The 2563-nt window shown below is 68.9% G+C and carries 1 protein-coding gene and 1 pseudogene; one reads left to right on the forward strand and one right to left on the reverse strand.

Annotated elements, in window-relative coordinates; translation table 11 throughout:
- Positions 1-2274 (forward strand): Tn3 family transposase (locus tag AB7U92_RS25745; RefSeq protein ID WP_428583491.1); only part of this gene is annotated, 2274 nt, incomplete at its 5' end.
- A 99-nt stretch (positions 2275-2373) separates the two neighbouring features.
- On the opposite strand, the pseudogene AB7U92_RS25750 reads toward AB7U92_RS25745, so the two are convergent.
- Positions 2374-2563: pseudogene (locus AB7U92_RS25750) on the reverse strand (hypothetical protein); the annotation flags it as partial.

A 2563-nucleotide genomic window follows, 5' to 3' on the forward strand; every position in this document is an offset into this window, starting at 1 on the left:
TTGTGGAGCGCGCCGGCCAAGCACTCCACGCGCCAGATCGCCGAGGTGCTCGAGCGCATCACCGTCCTCAACGGCCTGGGCCTGGACCGGCACCTTGGCGAGCTCAACGATGCGCTCGTGCGCCGCTACGCCCGGCGCATGGCCACACGGCCACCGTCGATCAGCGAGCGCATCAAGGAGCCGGCAAGGACCGTCGAGATCGCCTGCTTCCTGCGCTACTGCTTGCTCACGGCCACCGACCAGTTAATCCTCATGTTCCAGCGCCGCGCGACCGATCTCTGGCGCCAATGCGCCGAGGATGCAGTGGGGGCCATCGACTGGTCGCGGCAGTACCAGCTGCTGCAAGAGTTGGCTGAGCTGGCCCAGGACGAAGACCGTGCAGCCGAACTGCGCACGCGGCTGCTCGAGCTCATCGCGGCCAAGCGTGCCCAGCGCTCACTGAGCCGGGCCTCGGGCATCCGCCGGCAGTTGATCGCCGGCATCGCACCGGTGCGCTCGCTGCTGGTGGCCGTCAGCAGCCTGATATGGAAGGCCACGGGCGAGCATCCGGCGCTGCAGGCCCTGGACACCCTGCGGGTGCAGTACGCGGCCGGCGACAAGACCTTGCCGATCGATGTCACGGCGGCGCGTCTGGGCGCGGCGTGGCGGCAGGACATTGCCGATCCCGACCGTGATCGGGCGTTCCGCGCGCTGGAGGTGGCCACTCTGTTCGCGCTGCGCCGGGGATTGCGCAACGGCTCGATCTGGATCAAGCACTCGCTGAGCTTCCGAGGCCGCGAGCGGCTGTTCATCCCGGATGAACGTTGGCAGACCGAGGCCCGGCGCCACTACGCACGGCTGCAGATGCCGGCCAAGGCCGCGAACTTCCTCGCGCCCCTGCTGGAGCGGGTGTGCACCGGCGTCGATGCGGTGGCTGCAGCGGTGCGTGCCGGCACGCTGCGCGTGGACGACGAACTGCACCTGGCGCCGCTGGCGGTCGATGACGAAGACCCTGAGGTCACCAAGCTGCGCAGCCGGCTCGACCAACGCATCGGTGAGGTGCAGCTGCCCGAGGTCATCCTGGCCGTGGACGCCCAGGTGCGCTTCAGCTGGATCATGCTTGGCCGCGAGCCGAGATCGGGCCAGGAACTGCTGATGGCCTACTCCGGCATCCTGGCCCACGGCACCAGCCTGACGGCAGCCGAGTGCGCGCGCATGATCCCGCCGCTGTCGGCCGCCATCATCCGCCAGGCAATGCGCTGGGCCGGCGACGAGCGGCGTCTGGCCTTGGCCTGCCAGGCGGTGCTGGAGTTCATGCAGGGCCACGCCATCGCCGCCACTTGGGGCCGAGCCGACCTGGCCTCCTCGGACACGATGAGCCTGGAGACCAGCCGCCGGGTCTGGCAGGCCCGGCAGGATCCCAGGCGGCAGACCGCCTCCATCGGCATCTACAGCCACGTCAAGGATCGCTGGGGGATCTTCCACGCCCAGCCTATCGTGCTCAACGAGCGCCAGGCCGGCGCGGCCATCGAGGGCGTTGTGCGGCAAGAGCGGGTCGAGACGACGCAACTGGCGGTGGACACGCACGGGCATACCGACTTCGCGATGGCCTTGGCTCGGCTGCTGGGCTTCGACCTGTGCCCCAGGCTCCGGGAGCTCAAGCAGCGGCGCCTGTTCCTGCCGCGCGGTATGACGGTGCCCGAGGAACTCGCAGCCGTGTGCGAGGCCGGCATCGACACGGCGCTGATCGAGGCCCAGTGGGACACCCTAGTGCACCTGGCCGCCTCCGTGTCGAGCGGGCATGCCAGCGCGGTGACGGCGCTGGCCCGGTTCGGCTCTGCCGCAAGAGGTGACCCGATCTATGGCGCCGGTGTGCAACTTGGCAAGCCGCTGCGCACGGCGTTCCTGGCTGACTACTTCGTCAACGCCGGCTTCCGCAGGGAGCTGCGCCGCGTGCTCAACCGAGGCGAGGTGGTCAACGCGCTCAAGCGCGCCATCTACACCGGGCGTGTCGGGCCCGCGCAGGCTCGGCGCGCCGACGAGATGCAGGCGGTGGCCGACGCGCTGAGCTTGCTGGCCAATATCGTGATGGGGTGGAACACCCACCAGATGCAGGCCGTGCTGGATCGCTGGGCCAACCGTCGCCAAATCGTGCCACCAGAGCTCATCGGGCGCATCGCACCGACGCGGCTGGAGGGCATCAACCTGCGTGGCGTCTTCCGCTTCCCACTGGAGCGGTACGCCCAGCAGATCTTGCCGTCACAGGCGGCAACGAAAACAAGCGCCGCCGGCTGAAACCGACCACGCGAACAGGGCCTCATCGGCTGATCGGAGGACCAACAGAAACTCGTTGCCTGACAAGCACTTGGCGGCGGCTGGAAACCGTACCCCGCGTCAATGCTCGCTCTGCGGGCAGGCACGAACCGTCACTTTTTGCACCGAAATCAAGGAGACCCCTTCCTGGGGCAGCAGCGTCGCACGGGCGTAGCGCTCGACGCAGTCCAGCAGGTCCGACAGCGCGGCATCGGAGCCTTCTACGTCGCCGGCGGCGATGTGCTGGGACAGGTCGGCGTGCAGCAGCGCC

It is taken from the genome of Piscinibacter sp. (assembly GCF_050175855.1).
In the GTDB taxonomy this organism is placed as follows: domain Bacteria; phylum Pseudomonadota; class Gammaproteobacteria; order Burkholderiales; family Burkholderiaceae_C; genus Piscinibacter.